Source organism: Halomonas llamarensis (genome assembly GCF_023555005.1).
Taxonomy (GTDB): Bacteria; Pseudomonadota; Gammaproteobacteria; order Pseudomonadales; family Halomonadaceae; genus Vreelandella; species Vreelandella llamarensis.
On record NZ_JAMJPJ010000044.1, the window covers coordinates 1 to 16842 of the forward strand.

Annotated in this window: 23 protein-coding genes and 1 pseudogene; 3 read left to right on the plus strand and 21 right to left on the minus strand. The window is 52.5% G+C overall.

Annotation, left to right across the window (positions count from 1 at the left end; genetic code table 11):
• Positions 1-93 precede the first annotated feature (93 nt).
• On the minus strand, positions 94-387 hold the full coding sequence (locus M8006_RS16525) for a hypothetical protein (RefSeq protein WP_250084139.1): 294 nt from the start codon (positions 385-387) through the stop codon (positions 94-96).
• Positions 384-686 carry a nucleotidyltransferase domain-containing protein gene (locus M8006_RS16530; RefSeq protein ID WP_250084141.1) on the minus strand — a complete coding sequence of 101 codons (303 nt, stop codon included), beginning with the start codon at positions 684-686 and terminating at the stop codon, positions 384-386. Before M8006_RS16530 ends, M8006_RS16525 begins: the two co-directional genes overlap by 4 nt.
• A 189-nt stretch (positions 687-875) precedes the next feature.
• Here M8006_RS16530 and M8006_RS16535 point away from each other — a divergent pair, with 189 nt between their 5' ends.
• On the plus strand, positions 876-1565 hold the full coding sequence (locus tag M8006_RS16535) for a hypothetical protein (RefSeq protein ID WP_250084181.1): 690 nt from the start codon (positions 876-878) through the stop codon (positions 1563-1565).
• A gap of 4 nt (positions 1566-1569) precedes the next feature.
• Positions 1570-2142 (plus strand): FlgO family outer membrane protein, encoded by a 573-nt coding sequence (locus M8006_RS16540; protein ID WP_250084143.1) that lies wholly within the window; start codon positions 1570-1572, stop codon positions 2140-2142.
• A 103-nt stretch (positions 2143-2245) separates the two neighbouring features.
• Here M8006_RS16540 and M8006_RS16545 read toward each other — a convergent pair whose 3' ends face one another.
• The 5 genes from M8006_RS16545 to M8006_RS16565 form a co-directional block, all read right to left on the minus strand.
• Complete coding sequence (locus M8006_RS16545) at positions 2246-3472, minus strand: EAL and HDOD domain-containing protein (RefSeq protein WP_250084146.1); 1227 nt, start codon at positions 3470-3472, stop codon at positions 2246-2248.
• Positions 3473-3584: 112 nt separating this feature from the next.
• A complete protein-coding gene (locus M8006_RS16550; RefSeq protein WP_250084147.1) occupies positions 3585-4178 on the minus strand; it encodes a hypothetical protein in 594 nt (197 codons plus the stop codon).
• A gap of 321 nt (positions 4179-4499) precedes the next feature.
• Entirely contained in the window at positions 4500-4667 is a 168-nt protein-coding gene (locus M8006_RS16555; RefSeq protein ID WP_250084149.1) for a hypothetical protein, read from the minus strand.
• 113 nt (positions 4668-4780) lie between these two features.
• A complete protein-coding gene (locus M8006_RS16560; protein WP_250084150.1) occupies positions 4781-5977 on the minus strand; it encodes a Calx-beta domain-containing protein in 1197 nt (398 codons plus the stop codon).
• Between the two features lie 126 nt (positions 5978-6103).
• Positions 6104-6328 (minus strand): DUF6447 family protein, encoded by a 225-nt coding sequence (locus tag M8006_RS16565; RefSeq protein ID WP_250084151.1) that lies wholly within the window; start codon positions 6326-6328, stop codon positions 6104-6106.
• A 296-nt stretch (positions 6329-6624) separates the two neighbouring features.
• Here M8006_RS16565 and M8006_RS16570 point away from each other — a divergent pair, with 296 nt between their 5' ends.
• The gene (locus tag M8006_RS16570) at positions 6625-6822 is read left to right on the plus strand and encodes a hypothetical protein (protein WP_250084154.1); all 198 of its coding nucleotides are present in this window, start codon (positions 6625-6627) and stop codon (positions 6820-6822) included.
• Positions 6823-7269: 447 nt separating this feature from the next.
• On the opposite strand, the gene M8006_RS16575 is transcribed toward M8006_RS16570, so the two are convergent.
• The 14 genes and pseudogenes from M8006_RS16575 to M8006_RS16640 all read right to left on the minus strand — a co-directional run bounded on the left by M8006_RS16575 (position 7270) and on the right by M8006_RS16640 (position 16462).
• On the minus strand, positions 7270-7620 hold the full coding sequence (locus tag M8006_RS16575; RefSeq protein WP_250084156.1) for a type II toxin-antitoxin system PemK/MazF family toxin: 351 nt from the start codon (positions 7618-7620) through the stop codon (positions 7270-7272).
• Entirely contained in the window at positions 7617-7850 is a 234-nt protein-coding gene (locus M8006_RS16580; protein WP_250084158.1) for a DUF2281 domain-containing protein, read from the minus strand. The genes M8006_RS16575 and M8006_RS16580 overlap by 4 nt, the downstream gene beginning before the upstream one ends.
• Before the next feature lie 136 nt (positions 7851-7986).
• On the minus strand, positions 7987-8589 hold the full coding sequence (locus M8006_RS16585) for a hypothetical protein (RefSeq protein WP_250084159.1): 603 nt from the start codon (positions 8587-8589) through the stop codon (positions 7987-7989).
• Positions 8590-8692: 103 nt separating this feature from the next.
• Positions 8693-8884: a DUF2283 domain-containing protein gene (locus M8006_RS16590; RefSeq protein WP_250084161.1), complete on the minus strand. Its 192-nt coding sequence runs from the start codon at positions 8882-8884 to the stop codon at positions 8693-8695.
• A gap of 250 nt (positions 8885-9134) precedes the next feature.
• Entirely contained in the window at positions 9135-9365 is a 231-nt protein-coding gene (locus M8006_RS16595; RefSeq protein WP_250084163.1) for a hypothetical protein, read from the minus strand.
• 211 nt (positions 9366-9576) lie between these two features.
• The gene (locus tag M8006_RS16600; protein ID WP_250084165.1) at positions 9577-9942 is read right to left on the minus strand and encodes a hypothetical protein; all 366 of its coding nucleotides are present in this window, start codon (positions 9940-9942) and stop codon (positions 9577-9579) included.
• Positions 9943-10180: 238 nt separating this feature from the next.
• Entirely contained in the window at positions 10181-10987 is an 807-nt protein-coding gene (locus M8006_RS16605; protein WP_250084167.1) for a hypothetical protein, read from the minus strand.
• 339 nt (positions 10988-11326) lie between these two features.
• Positions 11327-11697, minus strand: a pseudogene (locus M8006_RS16610) (transposase); the annotation flags it as partial.
• A 184-nt stretch (positions 11698-11881) separates the two neighbouring features.
• The gene (locus tag M8006_RS16615) at positions 11882-12208 is read right to left on the minus strand and encodes an RpnC/YadD family protein (protein WP_250084169.1); all 327 of its coding nucleotides are present in this window, start codon (positions 12206-12208) and stop codon (positions 11882-11884) included.
• A 2-nt stretch (positions 12209-12210) separates the two neighbouring features.
• Positions 12211-12771 (minus strand): Rpn family recombination-promoting nuclease/putative transposase, encoded by a 561-nt coding sequence (locus M8006_RS16620; protein WP_250084171.1) that lies wholly within the window; start codon positions 12769-12771, stop codon positions 12211-12213.
• 229 nt (positions 12772-13000) lie between these two features.
• Positions 13001-13927 (minus strand): Rpn family recombination-promoting nuclease/putative transposase, encoded by a 927-nt coding sequence (locus M8006_RS16625; protein ID WP_250084173.1) that lies wholly within the window; start codon positions 13925-13927, stop codon positions 13001-13003.
• A gap of 229 nt (positions 13928-14156) precedes the next feature.
• Positions 14157-15119 carry an Rpn family recombination-promoting nuclease/putative transposase gene (locus tag M8006_RS16630; protein ID WP_250084175.1) on the minus strand — a complete coding sequence of 321 codons (963 nt, stop codon included), beginning with the start codon at positions 15117-15119 and terminating at the stop codon, positions 14157-14159.
• An 84-nt stretch (positions 15120-15203) separates the two neighbouring features.
• Positions 15204-15398: a hypothetical protein gene (locus M8006_RS16635; RefSeq protein WP_250084177.1), complete on the minus strand. Its 195-nt coding sequence runs from the start codon at positions 15396-15398 to the stop codon at positions 15204-15206.
• A gap of 131 nt (positions 15399-15529) precedes the next feature.
• Positions 15530-16462: an RpnC/YadD family protein gene (locus M8006_RS16640; protein ID WP_250084179.1), complete on the minus strand. Its 933-nt coding sequence runs from the start codon at positions 16460-16462 to the stop codon at positions 15530-15532.
• Between the last annotated feature and the right edge of the window lie 380 nt (positions 16463-16842).

Sequence of the window (16842 nt, forward strand, 5' to 3'; positions counted from 1 at the left end):
GAGGCTGGACATCTGCTGCAAGACCGTATTGACTATTTCCATGAAAGCCTGTGCTCGGGTGGTGATGTTGTCAGAGACCCCATTATCTGAGCATCAGGCTTTCTTTAAAACTGTCCGAACCATTGTTAACTTATCAATGAACGTCCGTAGCTCACCCGGTTCTTTAGTCAACTCCAATACGGCAGGGAAAAGTTTGCCACCCATCGCATCCTGAAGCTTAGAAAAGCGCACAACGAATTGATCCATGACCGCTAAATCAATAGCGCTCACGTATTCTATTTTTTTTTCATCGAGGGGAAATAAGGGCTTCAGCGTTTCAGTGGCCCATTTCAGCCGCTCGGCATGGCGCACGCACACTTCTTCACTACCAAGATAAGAGAGCGTCATATTTTAATTCCTGTGGCTTTTGCATGTGTATAAATTGGCAACATCTCACCACACCCGCGATTAATGACAAGATCAATACGCTGATCCCCCAACACCTGTTTCAACGCCACCAGAGCCTCAATTTTGGCATCAAAAACCTCAGCTGCCCCTGTTTTTTCAGGCTCGATATACAGATCAATATCCCCGCCACGCGCATGATCATCGACGCGTGACCCAAACACACATATTTCGCTTTGCTTGCCGAAATAGTGGCGTAGCGTATATTCAATAACAGCCACTTGCTCTGGCGTTAGTCTCATTTATCGCCTCCTCCGTACTGCACCTACCATAGCCGATATGATATAAGCATGGCAAACTAGTCTACCAAACGCCGTTTTTATCGCGAGAAGGATCTGCCGGTGCCGTCTTATTTAACGACTCATTTATCGACTTATTTTCTGCCTACGACGCTTCACGTACAGGCCTGCGCCTTACGTTGGCTATGCCCCATCGCCGTAGGCGCGGTAGCCGTGACGCTAAGTGGCTGCTTTTATGCCAATACCTCACAAGCGCCGATTGCGACCACCTATCCCTATACCGAACAGCAACGCATGCAGGCCGCCCAACACTGGGATGTGCTCGCGCAGCACGAGGCCGACGGGATCTTAAGCAACAGCCGCGTGCGTTTCCGCGACCTATATATTCACCCTGATGATCAAGCGCCGCAAAATGAAAACCACGGCGGCGAGTTTGGTCGCGGTTTTCACGACTTACTGACTAGCCAATTGGTTTCGCGCGGCGCCAATGTGACCACCGTACCTAACGCGCAAAGCGCCACGGTGAGGTTTAACGTTGAAGTCGTCAATCACCGCGACCGCGGGTATATCCGCCCACCACGGGGAGCTTTCACTGCCCTTGCCGGTGGCATCGCCGTGGCCACGCACCCCTTCAACCATTGGAGCGAGCCAGCTCTGGGCCTTATACCCGCTGCCATCGCGGCGGATATCACCAGCGGCAGTTGGACCTATACGGGCGATGAAGAAATCATTGTGACCACGCAAATTGTGGATGACGAGCGCATTCTCTACTCATCATCGAACATTTACTACACCAACCAAGGCGACCGACGCCACTACGCCCCGCACCGGGTGCCCCAGCCGCCTGCCACCCCCACGGTTTCCATCACAGACTCTTGGTAACACCATGCCTCTGATTTCCTTTTTCCCGATGCATTCACACACGGCCCGCCTGATGGCCGTCGGCATTTTGACGCTATTTCTCAGTGCTTGCTCCGTACTCAATGCCAACAGCCAAGCCCCCGCGCCCAAGCCGGACCTCTCAGAGCTGGCCCACCAGGCGGCAGAGCGCATCGTGGCAGGCAACCCCGATATCACCCTTTACAGCCCGATGATTGCCGCGACGTTTGTGGATATCGACAACCTCAGCCAATCATCCACCTTCGGCCGTATCAGCTCCGAGATCATGGCCTCCGCGCTTGCGCGCCAAGGCATGCAGGTGCGCGAAGTCAAAATGCGCGACAGCATGTTCATTGAAGAGAGCGTGGGCGAGCTCATTTTATCGCGCCGAGTGCAGCGCCTAAGCGCCCAGCACGACGCCCGCTCGATTTTGATGGGCACCTACGCCCAAGGGCAGGATTATGTCTACGTCAGCGCGAGGGTCGTACGCTCTGGTGATGCCATGGTGCTGGGCACGGCGGATTTTCGCCTGCCGCTAAACAATAACACCCGCAGCTTGCTTGATGCGGGGGGATGGTAAGGGCTGAATGGCTATTCGCGCGATAAATTGCGCTCCCAGAGTATAAAGCAGCTGTAGGAGCCCAATTTATCGGGGAAATCACCTATTGACCTGGTCAGACGCGTTACGGAGAGTGGTCATCGACGAGGGAACGAGCCTGTGCAGCTGCTTTTAACAATGTATCGGCTGGAACATCTGACGGTAAGAATTGCTGTTCCATTGCCTCTACATCTGCCAGCACTTGGCCTAATGCACCTGCACGCTGTGAAACGGCTTCTTCAATTTCTCGACCAAGCCTAATTTCTTTTGCTATCAGTTTTTCGCTAACACCTAAGATAACGGACATTAGCGAGAACAAGCCCACCACAAAACTTTCTTGCTCATCTAAGCGACGTCGGCTGGCCAGCATTTCACACGCAAAGGCGCGAGTTAACCCTTTGATAAGATTTAATTTACTGGCAGGGCTATTGGCAGCCAAAATAATAATTGAAACTAATGTCCGCAGCTCTCGAAGGCCAATCATTTGAATACAATCAATTAATTTTGTTGCGGGACGTCGTGTGCCTGTTTCACCAGAATTAGCGCGTTTAAAGACCGCACTTAATAGATAGGGATCGCGCGCCACCAAAGAGCTAATTTTAGTCAAGCTAATATCATTACTGTACAGTGCTGATAATAAATGCATCTGGTTTGCGCGAGAGGCTGATAGGCGTGATGATGTAGAAGGCTGGATTTTCGGACGTTCGTAGAAATACCCTTGAAAAAGGGTAAAGCCCAACGCTTTGCAATATTCGAAATCTTCCTGAGTTTCAACGCGTTCAGCCAGTAACGTAAACCCGTCATTGACTAGCCGTCTTATCATATCCTCTTGAATTTCAATCGAAATATCTATCTTTACAATATTGCAAAAAGGTAGCAAAACTTGACTTTTTTCATCCGCTACAAAATCGTCTAACGCTAATTTGTAGCCTTTTTCTTTAATAGATCTAAGTGCGTTAAGCACAGCTTGTGTAGGTTCGGTATCTTCAAGTACCTCTATAATGATTTGATCGTTCGATAAACCCGTTAAATCAGGATTGGCAAGCCAATCCTCAGACGCATTGATGAAAAGCCAGCGTGAACCACACAATTTATCGAGCCCTATCTCATAGACAGCCATTGCGCAGGCTCGGGCAGTCGCTTGAACATCATCCACAATAGTCGCCGTTTCTTTTGAGTCACTAGCACGATAAAGAAGTTCATCACCGATATGTTTCAAACGAGAATCAACAATAGGCTGAATTGCTATCGTATACTTTTCGCTGGCGCCCTCAGAAGAAGAGTCGAACTCATTACTTGTTGATTTATCCATGGCATTCATCTCAAGATTTTTTTATGATTAAAGTGAGAATATAAAGGAATGAACACGTATCAGTGCTTATTTTCAGGCGTATAACCTAGACCGTTAAATATTAGCATCACCGTTATGGACCCGCTATCAGGGTTGTCACAGACCCAAGTACCACGACAGGAAATACCACAGCCGTCAATGCCGCATCAAAGGTGATTGCAAAGGGCGTTGCAACAACCTTTCGTGCAGTATCCACAACGCCTCTTGGCTGACTAATACGGATTTTGTAATCGTTTTCAAGCTTTTCAAGCGGCAACTCGCCCTGAATGGTGTAACGCTCACCTCTAATTTTATGAACCGACACTAAACGGTTTGTTTCGGAGTTCTTTTCAAAACCCAACGCGCTTAGCTGATTGACAAGCTCGTCCGAGGGATTCTCTTCGTCCAGGGTAAGCACGACAGTACCGGTCACCACATTCGAACGAGATAGTGCGAAGTTGTTAAACTCCGGGATAAATTCGACGTCTCGGCTGAGCATAAGCGCTTGACCAAGCCGCTCCTGTGAGGGGAATAAATAAGCATCACTGGACGAAGTAACCACCAAACCATTCGTTTCCTGGTTAACATAGAAACCGTTAACGGCCATCACTTTTTGAGTTTCAGGTTTCCATAGATGGCTAGTGCATCCCACTAAAAAGACGCAAAGAATCATCAATATTCGATACATATTCACTCCAAACCGTAGTCGTCATCTGTCAAGTCGACTGCCAAAAATGACAAGTACGCTCCAACAATTCATGCAACCGGATAATTTTCAATGCTCAGGCCTGCTTAAGCAGCTCGCCACTCTAGCAAATTTTCCTTTACATGGATGTACGAAATATCTTAAGCCGTGTACGAAAATGCTTACATCCATACGGCGATCTCCGCAAACCAGCCGGGAACAGTACCACCTGGGCGCGGTTGTAGCCCCTCTGATACAACAGCCGGATCAGCGCTACTTTGACATCCTTGCGTGTGGCACCATTTTCACTCGCTTAGCCTTAATCTAGGCCATGACCACCAGAGCGAAGACATTATTGGTGGCTTCCAACTGTGACCAATGTTCCTCCCAATCAATCAGTTTCGCCATGAGGAAGGTAAGCGTCAGCTCGCATCCCCAGCGCTGATAGTGAAAGGCTGTGGGCCGGAAGCGCTTACGCGTATCAGCCAGCACTGCCAAACTCACTACGTCGATTCCGTAGCGATCCCGCCATCAAGGTTGGCGAGCATCAGCGTTAACTAAAAGCCCATGGCTTGGTATTAAGACGTTGAGCCTTTGCAGGCTTGTTACGCAATCCAGCCGTCGTCGTCAATGATCGTGCGCACGGCGGTGAGCTGAGCGACCCCTTCGCCAAAGCTTCCCCCCACCGGGTTGAACACGTCCAGGTGAAAGGTTTCGTCTGGCTCGGGGATCTCATCGCCGATCACTTCCACCGCGATGGCCGCTTGCGTCTCGCCGGGGTAAAGGATCAGCGTATCGGTGACGGCAATGTAGTCTTCTTCGGCCGCAGCGGTGCCGTCTCGGGTAGCGTAATCCACCGTTAACCATTGGTCCGGGGCGTCACGCTCACCGTGAAATTCAAGCAGGAAATACACAAGCGACGTGTCGTCGTCCCCTTCACGTATCGTAGTATCTACGTCTTCTGGGCGTGTGGGCGCATCCGTGTCCGCCACGCGCAGGCTACGGTCGATCCATTGTTGGTAATAGCTCACCCGCTGAAAAGACGCAATCTCGCCAAAGCTGCCATCCTGTGTATCGTTAACATCGGGGGATTGCCCGTTACGGCTAAGCGTCGCTGTGTAGGTGGCAACCCCCGCGACGTTATCTTCAATAAACGCGGGGCCACCGCTATCCCCCGGGGCAATCAACCCTTCTGATGCGCCTCGCCCGAGATCGTGAAGGCCCATCAACACACCGAACGCATCGTTTTCGCTACTGCCGTTATCAAAATCAATGATCAGCTGCGAGCCGGGCAGGGGGTCCCAAGCAATGCCACGACCCAGGGCGTCTTTTAATGCGTCGCCGGTGGTATCAACGCGGTTTTCGGCTAGGCGTTTAGCGGGTAAAACGCTGCCACTGTCTTCATAGCCGGTCAGACCATCCCCAGGAAGGCCATAGCCAACCAAAGAGATATCGCTGCCCACTTCACCGCCGTAGCGGTAGAGTGCGCTTCGTTCAGCGCTCACTGGCGCCGGTTCCTCTAGCCACACCAGCGCAAGGTCGCTATTGCTGCTAGCCTCGTCGTAAAAGGGGTGAAGGGCATACTGCGAGGCCGATATATTCAAGCGACCAGCAGGCGTGTCCATGCGCACCGTCACGGCGTCAGCACCGTCTAATACGTGGGCGGAAGTGAGCACGGCTCGCCCCCCATTTAGCAGCACGCCGGAGCCGTAGAACCCTCCTACTGACACTTGAACCACCCCGTCATAGCCTTCACCGGGCATGACACGGTAACGGTCTGGGTTTTGCGTCACTGTGACCATCGGCAACTACCTCATTAGAGTGACGAACATGCGAGTCCGGGCGAATACCGGTACATCAAATAATCGTCACGAACGACACGTAGCCGCCCCGAGAAAGGCCCAGGGCGGCAATTCAAGCGAGGCGTTTTAGTGCGTCACCGGCTCCGGCAATTCACCCTGCAGCGCATTGGCATACGCCCGGCGTGCTGTCTGAGCAATCGCCAGTTGCTGGTTCAACCGCTCAACTTCTTGGTCGGTCACGCGCAGGTTGGTCAGCTGCGCCTTGGCGTTATCGGTGAGATCATTGAGGTGGTACTCGGTGCCGTCGATGGTCACGGTCGCGGCTTTCTGTTGTGTCTCTTGCTTGGCCATGAAGTGGCTCCTTACTGTCGTGTTGAATGAACTGTCGAAATCAAATTCTACCTCATCATCCCCTTCCCCGAACATCTCGCTCAGATTCTGGGTAGCTTGGGCGTGTTTAACATTAACCGCCCGCTACCTAAACCTCGGCATTATAGCCGTTGCCTTCGCCATCACGGGCCAGCACGTCGAGCATAATGTACTTGCCGCGCGACACGCTAAGCCAAACAGTGTCTCACAGCGTGGCGCCACCGGGGCTACCCTTTTTTGTGCGTGAAGCGGGGATATACGGGGTAAAAAGCGGATCAGTGTTTGACTTCGACACGCAGCTTTTCAAGTTCCTCAACCGGCAGCTCTTCAATTTCATCAATCAGCTGATCATTCATTTCGGTCAGTGCTATCAGCTTGCGTGCCGCGTTGCGTTAGCTTTCCAACGCGCGCTTTTCGGCTTCCTGACGCTCCTCGCGACGTCCTTCTTACCGCTCTTGCTGCGCCCAATTCTCTAAATTTTCTGCCAACATATCTTTATCCTCCACCAAACTGTTGAGCTGATCCAGATTGACCTCTGCCCCAAGCCGCTGCAAATGGCGTTTCAGCCAGCGGGTGATGATCTTGTCGATACGCTCTGGGATCAGCCTGGATGATTGCCACCCTCCTATCCAGCGTTTATGCGGGTATTAGGCTGCATGGCTACGCAGCAAGGGCCAAGCGCCCTGTTTGGAAGCGTCCAAAAGTTAGCCTTCTAGCTCGGCTAACAACGACGTGCGGGTAACAGAGGGAATGGAAGCCATATCAATCAGGGCCTTGGGAATCGGGGTAACCAGTCATAGGGCCAGTTTAGCCGCTCATCGCGGCCATAGGGCCGCGCTTATGCCGTGAGGTGGGAAAGTTCGGCATAAAACGCCACACAGGGCGGCGTAGGCAGATATGAAAGCCCGATAAGTAGAACACGGTTAATGATCACTCGCTATCCACGTACCCAGTCGATGGCGAAGCTGATGTAGACGTTCATCGGAAAGTATTCCTAATTGCCCCAACATGAGAGCACCGTCTAACACCGCAAGACGAGAGAGACGAAACACGCTGGCGGCCTTCAACCCCGATGCAGCAAACCCTTTATCATCGGGCATCAGCACCCAGTCCAGGCTGGGATTGGCCTGATGTAACTGAGACGACACCATGCACACCAACCAGTCATCCCAGGTGTCATTTAATTGACGCAGTAGAAGTACGGGCCGCTTCTTACTGCTTTCCAAGTTCGTGTAGGGAAACGGCATCAGCGCAATTTGCCCGGCACGCTTCATTGCCAGCGCTCCTTTAAATCATCCTCGGAGTAGAGTTCTGGCTCATCTTCCAGTCCACGCATGGCTTGATTCAAGCTCATGGCTTGAAACTGGTTTTCCGACCAATCTGCCTCCACATTCTCAGGAACTTCCCCATAGCGCTGCTCCAGAAATGCGACAAAATCCATCACCTCTTGTTGGCGAACAGACGGAAGACGACTGACCTTAGCAACAAGCTCTTCGAATCGCATGACGACGACCTCGTGACGATAACGCTTAACAAATGTCAGGATAGCATAGCGGTAGCGTCTTCCCCAGCCTCCACAGGGCCGCGTTTATGCCGTGAGGCAGGGATAAAAGATAAAAGCCCGATAGCCAAAAAGACAATCACCGTCGCTTTTTCTTGAAGCTAAACAACTCCACCACGTTACTTGTCGATGAGGGCGGTTCATCAATAGCACTAGCATTCGCCTCAGAACGCGTTGCTGCTTCCCACAACGCACTGCCTTCGGGTGTTTGGCGGAGGTTATACGGATCATCACGGTTGGGCACGACGTCAACTAATGCGCGCATCAGTTCGGCCACGGTGAGCTTTCTACCGAGTTCGTAGCGTTGCTCGAACTGAAATTTGTAATCGGGCAATACCTTTAGCCAGCGATCCACGTAGGGATTAATCGAGCCGTAGAACATCTTGATGAAGGACCAGCACGATTTCTTGTAAATGCCGATCTGGAAGACCACTTCATCGTAAGCGGCTTCTGTTGCCTCCCCTTTTGCCTGCTGAGCGATCAGCGACTCCATCGCCTGCAACAACATTGGCAAAAAGTCGACATACCCCAGGTGATCGACCCACTTCGCTCGGTACGTGTTCAGCGTGTCGAGATCCAGGGTATACGTCTGCAGCCGTTTGGCCTGATTGCTCAACCGTTGATGCTCCCGTTGCGTCAGAATAATCAGCGTGGGTAAGTGGGCTTTTAGGTTTTTCGACATCAGGAGGTCAACATCAAATAATCGGTACGAAGGGTATACAACCACAGCCGGTTCAACTACAAGACCTAAGCCCCCACCCTCCTATCCAGCGTTTATGCGGGTATTAGGCTGCATGGCTACGCAGTAAGGGCCAAGCACCCTGCTTGGACGCGTCCAAAATCACGATCTCAACGACGGTTCCATCTTCCGCATAGCTGACGTGGGTATTCCAGTCCTGCGAGACTTCCTTAGCAATGGCTTTTTCGGAGAGATGCACGACGAGAATATCGTCAGCTTCATCGTAGGTGGTACGCATAGTCAGTCCTCCCATTGGCATAGCAACGCCTCAGTGATGCCTCTTTGCACCATGCGCTCACGTGCGTGGCGCGTAACGTGTACGTCCAAACCGAATCGCTGACAGAACATCAAGGCTCACCGCTATTTCATAATAGCCTTACCGTACCACGAATCTCTTGGCCAGGATCAGATTATCGGCACGAACGGCACGCCGCCACAGCCGGTTAATAGCAAGGCGGTGGCGAGTAATAGCGTGATCTTCCACATACTCAGTGTGTCTCTTTCTTCGGCAGCTCTTCGATTTCTGCGATCAATTGATCATTCATTTCAGTACGAGCAATCAACTTACGGGCGGCATTACGTTTATTTTCTATAACACGCTCTTCCGCCTCTTGCAAAGTTTCCTGGCGGCCTTCCTGAACTGCTTTTTCTCGCTCGACGCGCTCATTCGCTGTTTTTCTCTCATCCAATAGCCCATGCGCGTAAAAAAAGACGCCCACCAGAAAAGCACCGCCCCACGCTGCCGGTCAGAGCAGGCGTGAGGCAGGCAGTGTCGAAGGTGCCTAGCGAGGGTGGCCTTTATAGCCACCTGCGTTTGCGTTGGGAAACGACGTGTAGTCTTCGTGACCGACCACCGCATGATCCAAGGCGCGAATATCCTGAACCGCTAGGGTGGTTATGCACCAAAACAACCGTCGTTTTCCAGTAAGCCTAGAACGTGTAGGTAATACCGATCAACGCGACGGGGAATACCGGCAGTTTATCGATGTCATCCTTTAGGCTTTCCTCTTCGCCGCGAAGGTCTTGTTGCAGCGCTTGGTCGGCGTTTTCAAAGCCATTGGTGGTATACAGCGACACATCAATATCCGTGGCTACAACACCGAACTCAGAAAAGAAGCCGAGACCGCTTTTGTGCGAGCTACGCCACCCCCATCCGAAATAGGGTTGAGTGCCGTCTGACACGGTGGCAGTACCCACCACGGAACTAATCTGGGCCGCGGAGTAATCCGTACCGTTCAGGTCGTACGTCATGCCGTTCTGCGGTGTCCCCGTCACATTGGCCTCAATATCCGGCATCACAAGGCAATAGGGTCATAAGCAAGATCAAGAGTACCGCTTTTGAGTAGCTCACTTAGCCGTTCAGATGAGCGTTCACGCAACTTGGCTTGGTCGACAACACGCCCCCTTTAAAGCGATAGAAGCGCTTTTGGCTGGGTTAAAGACAAGGCCTCCGAAGAGTGGCCTTGCGACAACATCCATGCGCATTTACATCACGCAAGACAGCGAACCCACTTCATCGAACGAGGGGCAGGCTTCACGGTGCCACCCGCCGGGTCTTGCTGCTGGTTCTGTCTTGCATTCCATCCACCACTCTGCCGTTCCCTCCAGTGCCGTCTACAGGACCTGTGGACGGGCGCGAAATCGCTCTTTCGACCGCTTCCACAGAAGGCCGAACGGGCGTGCCGCCGCCGTCATCAGTCCCCGCCGGAGGATTCAGGTCAAACAGGTCGTGAACCTGGCCGTCAGCCGATGTATAGGTCCCTGGCGACGGGCCATTACCGCTGCCGCCACCGCTGACACCGCTACCACCACTCAGACACGGTACGTGACAGCTCAACGGCAGTGCATCCCCCTGATCCCTGGAGTTGTTGTACTTACCCGCCAAGTAGGTCAACGTGGCGACCTCGGCACCACTGTCGAAAAACACCGAGCTGTTGCCGTTGTAATCGTTATAGTGATCCAGTCTGACTGAATAGACCGTCTCGTCTGTCGGGATCAAGTGGCCGGTGCGCGCGCAAAAACGCTCACCCCCCGCACCAGGATTGCTGGCAATTTGGTAATACTCCAACTCGTTAGGTGGGTAATTATTACTGAGATTACTGACCTCGTTCCAGGTAGCGTGAAACGATTTGGGGTTATAGTGAACCTGAATCTGCCGTGCATCGGAGTTTTCATTGTAGTTGGAAGGCCTTATCACCCGCAGGGTGTAGCCATGCTTGGAGCAGGAATAGGTCGACAGCACCTCACCGTCGCTACTGCCCGTCGGCGCCCCTAACAACACCCCCGCGCCAGCCATCGTAACGGCAGCCAGCATCAATGCCGAAACTCGATAATGTTTCATAGCCTTTCCTTATTCTTATTACGTGTGGAAACCGAAGGTCATCCGGTCGCATGCAGGATTAACACAAATTCAACGGTTTGTGACCTACTACAGGTAACAGGCACTTCCAATTCAGCTTCACAACGAAGGGCCGTGGTCTCCACGGCATCTTCTACCGCTCACCCTGTCTTTTAAGCGTAGCTTATGCCCAGCCAGAAACACCATGGCATCGTCAGCTAGGTTTTGCATCAACACGACAGGGGTTTACGGCAGGGGTTTTTAGGTGGGTTACAGTGTGAGAAGACCGCTATCTGGCTGTCTCGTTCAGAATTCACTAGGCCTGTTGACGTCTCACGTTTGTCGATAGCGATATAACCCTCTGTCCAAAAGGGCATTTTCCTTTTTTGAGTTGCGCCTACGTGGAATCAATGCCTGGGCTTCTGCGCTGTCGTGTGCCTCACCGCCCGTTATCCACTCGACATAGGATCCTCCACCAGCATGTTGAAAACCGTCATCAGTGTTCCAGCCGCTGACCAGGCGTTGAAGCGCTTGTAAACCGTATCCCAAGACCCAAACGCCTCGGGAAGGTCCCGCCACTGGCAGCCGGTGCGCATCCGATAAAGAATGCCTTCCACAGTGGTTCGCAGATCGACCTTGTCATAGATACCTTGTTGAAGCAGGTTAGGTCTTAGCTTCGACCAGTGTTCATCCGTGAGCATTTGTCGGGGCATGGCAGGCTCGCCGTTTGTTGGTGTCAGAACCTTTATTCTGCGAGCTTGCCCCTATCCTGCCAAACCTTCTTCGACCAAACGTCAACAGGCCCTAAAAAAATAACATCAGATAGAGACGCTAAGGGCAGCCACCGGGCTGCCCTTTGTTATGCGTAAAGCGGGAATTGTCAGAAATGAAAGCAGGTCAGTGCTGCGTTTCGCCGCGCAGCTTTTCAACGTCTTCAACCGGTAGCTCTTCGATTTCTGCAATCGCCTGGTCATCCATTTCGGTACGGGCGATCAGCTTACGGGCGGCATTACGTTTATTTTCCAGGACACGCTCTTCTGCCTCTTGCAAGGTTTCCTGGCGGCCTTCTTCACGTCCTTCCCGCTTCGCATCATTCAAAAACGACACTTCATCCCGCAGCGCTCGCTCCCGCACAAACGCAAGACGGCGGGTCTCTTCATCCGCGCTGAGTTCGCGAATGCGGCTCATGGCACGCTTGACCGGTTCGTGGGCGACATTGGCCATCGTTAATCCTCCTGCCAGTGCTTGAAGAAGGTGATCCAGGCGCGCAGTGGGCCTTCTGGCAAGCCCAAACGATCCGCCTTGTTGAGTTCGATCAGGTTCATTTGCAACACGTTCCCCAGCGAAATCTTGGGCTGACGTTCATCACGCATTTCAAAGCGCCAAATCGCTTGTTCACGCTCGGCGGCGGATTCCGTGAACAGATCAAAATCAAGTAGGTGCAAGCCCACCGAAGCGCGCAACTCTTCGTAGTCCTCTCCGACACTCAGCTGGTTGCCCAACGTGCGGGTTAAATAGAATAACCCCCGTTTGTGCCAGGCCCCGTAACGGCGTACCTGTACCTCAACATTATAGCAGTTGACGTCACCATCGCGGGCCAGCACGTCGAGGATGATGTATTTGCCGTTAAGTTCGGCTGGCTCGATATTGGGGTTGCTAATTTCAACGGACGCAATATCAGGCAAATCCGGGCGCAGGTCGTTGATCAGATCCACCAACAAATCAGGCGCTTCAGCAAACAGCCGCTTGAAGACATAGTCGTTGGTGGGATCGAGTAGCTCGCTCATGGACACTACTATCTCAATACCCCAATACTACCACAGCACTCGGCTCGCCAGCGGACATTGCCGCGTGATGGATGCGCCAAGCCAGACGGTGTCACCGCCTCAAAGCGGGGAACCGCAGGATGGAGAATCATCAACCTAAAAAAATAACATCAGATAGATACGCTAAAGGCAGCCACCAGGGCTGCCCTTTTTTGTGCGTAAGGCGGGAATTATCAGGAATGAAAGCAGATCAGTGCTTGTCTTCAATACGCAGCTTAGCAATCTCATCAACGGCTAATCCTGTTGCTTCGGCAATCTGCTCGTCACTGAGCACACCAAATGCCAACAGATGGCGAGCAGTATCACGCTTGCTTTCCAGGACACGCTCTTCTGCCTCTTGCAACGTTTCCTGGCGGCCTTTCTCAATACCCTGCTTCTCGCCCTTTTCAATACCCAGCTTCTCACCTTCCCGCTTCGCATCATTCAAAAACGACACTTCATCCCGCAGCGCACGCTCACGCACAAACGCAAGACGGCGGGTTTCTTCGTCGGCACTGAGCTCGCGGATACGGCTCATGGCACGCTTGACGGGTTCGTGGGCGACATTGGCCATCGTTAATTCCTCCTGCCAGTGCTTGAAGAAGGTGATCCAGGCGCGCAGTGGGCCTTCTGGCAAGCCCAAACGATCCGCCTTGTTGAGTTCGATCAGGTTCATTTGCAACACGTTCCCCAGCGAGATCTTGGGCTGACGTTCATCGCGCATCTCGAAGCGCCAAATCGCTTGCTCACGTTCAGCGGCGGATTCCGTGAACAGATCAAAATCAAGTAGGTGCAAGCCCACCGAAGCGCGCAACTCTTCGTAGTCCTCTCCGACACTCAGCTGGTTGCCCAGCGTGCGGGTTAAATAGAATAACCCCCGCTTGTGCCAGGCCCCGTAACGGCGTACCTGTACCTCAACATTATAGCAGTTGCCGTCACCATCGCGGGCCAGCACGTCGAGGATGATGTATTTGCCGTTAAGTTCGGCCGGCTCGATATTGGGGTTGCTAATTTCAACGGACGCAATATCAGGCAAATCCGGGCGCAGGTCGTTGATCAGATCCACCAACAAATCAGGCGCTTCAGCAAACAGCCGCTTGAAGACATAGTCGTTGGTGGGATCGAGTAGCTCGCTCATGGACACTCCTATCTCAATACCCAAATACTACCACAGCACTCGGCTCGCCAGCGGACATTGCCGCGTGATGGATGCGCCAAGCCAGACGGTGTCACCGCCTCAAAGCGGGGAACCGCAGGATGGAGAATCATCAACCTAAAAAAATAGCATCAGATAGATACGCTAAAGGCAGCCACCAGGGCTGCCCTTTTTTGTGCGTAAGGCGGGAATTATCAGGAATGAAAGCAGATCAGTGCTTGTCTTCAATACGCAGCTTAGCAATCTCATCAACGGCTAATCCTGTTGCTTCGGCAATCTGCTCGTCACTGAGCACACCAAATGCCAACAGATGACGAACAGTTGCGCGTTTTTCTTCCAACGCGCGCTTTTCGGCTTCCTGGCGCTCCTCGCGACGTCCTTCTTGCCGCTCTTGCTGCGCCCAATTCTCTAAATTTTCTGCCAACATGGCTTTATCCTCCACCAAACTGTTGAGCTGATCCAGGTTGACCTCAGCCCCGAGCCGCTTCAGGTGACGTTTCAACCAGCGGGTAATGATCTTGTCGATGCGGTCCTTGTTCGGATCGGCCTGGATGATCGCCACAATCCGATCCACGGCTCCCTGCAACCCTTTTCTATCCGTCGACGCATTCTCAATGCTGAATACGCCACTCAACGGTGTCTGGCGTAAGCTCAGCTCTTCATCAGTATAGCGCCCTTCATCGACGAGATAGTAACGTAAGTGCGGCTGATAGACCTGCAAAAACGCGGGCGGTTCCGGGTACACCATGTCGTAAATATCTTGCCGGGCTGTCCAGTTTTCAGATCCATTATAGAGCACAATAGGCAGGATCGGCGGTAAGCCCTTGTGCGGTGTCGTCTTTCCATTTTTGAGCAAGTGATCGTAAAAACAAGCCACGTAGTGCATTAGCCGAATTGGCATGGTGCGATCCACCGAGGACTGAAACTCCAGCAAAATGTAAAGGAACACTCGCTGCTGCACCCCCTGCCAGGTCACCTCTACCGACCACACCACATCCTCAAACTTCTCCTCGAACAGCGGCGTGATGTAATTGCCGCTGTGATTTTGCAGGGCGCTGAAATCCATCAGCTCCCCAATCTCCGATGGGACAAATCCCTCGATCAGCTGCTGCACGAACTCAGGGTAGCTGAATAACTCTTTATAGCCCGTGTCGTGGCACTTGGTATCCACCATGACCACTCCTTCAACAATGTGGTCAGCTTACCACACCGTCTCAACAACTAAGGCCACACCTCTCATGGTTAGATGCTCAAAGATTCAGAGATTTCCTGAACTTTCATCACCTTCACTCTTCAAGAGGCCATAAAGATCCTCAGGTTTTCTGATATCGTCGATATCAATATTTTTACCATGCTTTCTGTTGAGCACGCTGGCAGCGAATTTCGCAACCTCACGTTCGATAGGAGATACAAACGGGTCACTCGGCCCTTGAACATCAACAATGTTCGTCATCCACGCCTTAAACGTAAAAAGGCCCACCGGACGGAAAGATAAACAATAACATCAGGCAGATACATACAGGGCAGCCACCGGGGCTGCCCTTTTTTGTGCGTAAAGCGGGAATTATCAGGAATGAAAGCGAGTCAGTGCTTGTCTTCAATACGCAGCTTAGAAATTTCATCAGCGGCTAACCCTGTCGCTTCGGCAATCTGCTCATCACTGAGCACACCGAACGCTAAAAGATGACGGACAGTGTCACGCTTTTCTTCCAGCGCACGTTGCTCGGCTTCTTGACGTTCTTCTTGACGTCCCTTCTCAATACCCAGGCGCTCAATCGTATTCACATAAGGCATGTGCTTCTCCTCCTGTATGGCGTAGACCGCCTGTACAAACTCGGGTTCCAGGGCGCTAGGCAGCTGGAGCATCCAATCGATGATGTTAAACAGTCTCACGATTTGCTCGCGGCGGTAGCCCCGTTCATACAGCAGCCGAATCAGGGCAATTTTGACATCCTTGCGCGTGGCACCGTCTTTTACTCGTTTGGCATGGATCTGGGCCATCACCACCAAGGCAAAGACGTTGTCGCTGGCTTCCAGTTCCGCCCAGCGGGCTTCCCAGTCGATCAGTTTCGCCATGGGGAAGGTAAACGTCAGCTCGCATCCCCAGCGCTGATAGTGGAACGTCGTAGGCCGGAAGCTTTTGCGCGTATCGGCCAACACTGCCAAACTCACCACATCGATTCCATAGCGATCCCGCAATCGATATTGGTAGGTGAACATGCGTTTGGCAAAGGCCTCTTCCGGCTCACCTTGTACTTCGACGTGGATCAGTACCCAGGTTTCGCTACCATCTTTAGCGTAGACCTTGATCAGTTTATCTGCGTGGCGTCTTCCACTATCGGCATCGGCGGTGATCTGCTGCAATTCATTATCGAGGAAACTGTAGCCTTTTGCCCAGTCTACCTGCGCATTGATCGCTGGGAACAGTAAACCCAAAAACTCTTCAAAATATGATTCCAACGCCATTTTCCAAGGGCTATCGTGATCGGCGCGTCGGCTATCGTCTTGATGGCTCATGCGGGCTCCTGTCTCAATGCATTTTATTTTACCACAACACGCCCTACCCCAAGCCCATGCCAGCGCTCTGAGGGCATTGCCGTATGATGCGCCAAGCCAGACGGTGTCACCGCCTAACAGTGGGGAGCCACCGAATGGGGAATCATCAACCTAAAAAAATAACATCAGATAGAGACGCTAAGGGCAGCCACCGGGCTGCCCTTTGTTATGCGTAAAGCGGAAATTGTCAGGAATGAAAGCGGGTCAGTGCTGTGTTTCGCCGCGCAGCTTTTCAACGTCTTCAACCGGTAGCTCTTCGATTTCTGCAATCGCCTGGTCATCCATTTCGGTACGGGCGATCAGCTTACGGGCCGCATTGCGCTTGCTCTCCAGCGCGCGAT